The sequence below is a fragment of the Streptomyces aculeolatus genome (assembly GCF_020400605.1).
Lineage (GTDB): Bacteria > Actinomycetota > Actinomycetes > Streptomycetales > Streptomycetaceae > Streptomyces > Streptomyces aculeolatus.
Genome location: NZ_JAINRD010000073.1, coordinates 1 through 1372, shown reverse-complemented (window position 1 = coordinate 1372; position 1372 = coordinate 1). Strand labels below are relative to the sequence as shown.

1 protein-coding gene is annotated in these 1372 nt (G+C 65.6%); it reads right to left on the bottom strand.

What is annotated here, in order from left to right; genetic code table 11:
* Positions 1-1333 (bottom strand): beta-ketoacyl synthase N-terminal-like domain-containing protein (locus LG396_RS38750; protein WP_308190167.1); only part of this gene is annotated, 1333 nt, incomplete at its 3' end.
* Between the last annotated feature and the right edge of the window lie 39 nt (positions 1334-1372).

The following is a 1372-nucleotide window of genomic DNA, read 5'->3' as shown; positions in this document are numbered from 1 at the left end:
ACACACGACCCGAGGCAATACTGGCGGAGTTACCCGTCAGGAGGAAGCCCTCGTAGTTCTCCGGGACGTTCTGCAGGCGGGAGCCATATTCCTGTCCCAAAATCCCTACGAAGACACCGGTAGGGCTGCCGGTCAGCGAATGGGCAGGAATCCCGGCACGCTCGAACGTCTCCCAAACGGTTTCCATGATCAGCCGCTGCTGGGGATCCATCGCCAACGCCTCACGCGGACTGACCCCGAAGAGACCGGCGTCGAAACGTGCCGCGTCTGGTATGAAGGATCCGTAGCGCGTATAACTGGTCCCGGGTCGCTCCGCAGTCCGGTCGTACAGCGAATTGAGATCCCAGCCGCGGTCCTCAGGGAATTCCGATACTGTGTGCTCCTCACGCAGTATCAGCTGCCACAGGTCCTCAGGCGAATCGATACCGCCGGGAAAACGACACGCCATCGACACGATCGCGATCGGTTCGTCGGCACTGCTACTCACCTGCGTCAGTGCCGTTGCGGCGCCACCCGTCAGCCCGAGCGCCTCGTCCCTGAGGTGTCGGGCGAGGGTCGTGGGGGAGGGGAAGTCATACAGCAGCGTCCTCGGCAGTTGGAGCCCCGTCCTCTCGACCAGGCGATTCCGCAGCCTCACCGCCGTCATGGACTCAAAGCCCAAGTCCTTGAACGATGCGGAGACATCGAACTCGTCAGGCGACTCGTGCCCGAGGATGGCGGCCGCATGAGCGCTGACCAGCCTGAGTGTCAGCCGCAGTTGCTCGGGCTCCGAGAGCCTTTCGAGTTCGGACCGGAGACCTCCGACGGAACGACCGTCTTCCTGGCCCTCTTGCCGTCGCTCTGCCTGCCCGTCAGCGTGCGGAGTCGACGATGCCTGCCGACGGCGCCACTCGGAGAGCATCGGCAGCACAGCCGCGAGCGGCGAGTCGGTTTCCGTACCGTCCAGTTCGAGGGCTTCCGTCAGCATGCTGAGGTCCTGGCCCTCGACCGCCTCCCAGAAGCGGCCTTCGGCAGGGCTCAAGCTGCCACGCAGGACGGACGTCTGGTCATGCCAGTAGCGTTTGTGCTGGAAGGCGTAGGTGGGCAGGTCGACACGACGAGCCCCAGCACCGCCGAAGACCGCGTCCCAGTCCAGATCCACACCGTGCACATGAGCTTGCGCGGCGCTGGTGAGGAACTGGAGCATGCCGCCGTGATCCCGGCGTAGGGTCTCCACTACCGCGCACTGCGCCCCGGCCTCCGCCACCGTGTCACCGATGCCGGCAACCAGCACCGGATGAGGGCTGGCCTCGATGAACACCCCGGCACCCGCCCGCGCCAGCCCTTCGACCACCGGGGCGAACCGCACCGGCTCACGCAGATTCCGCACCCA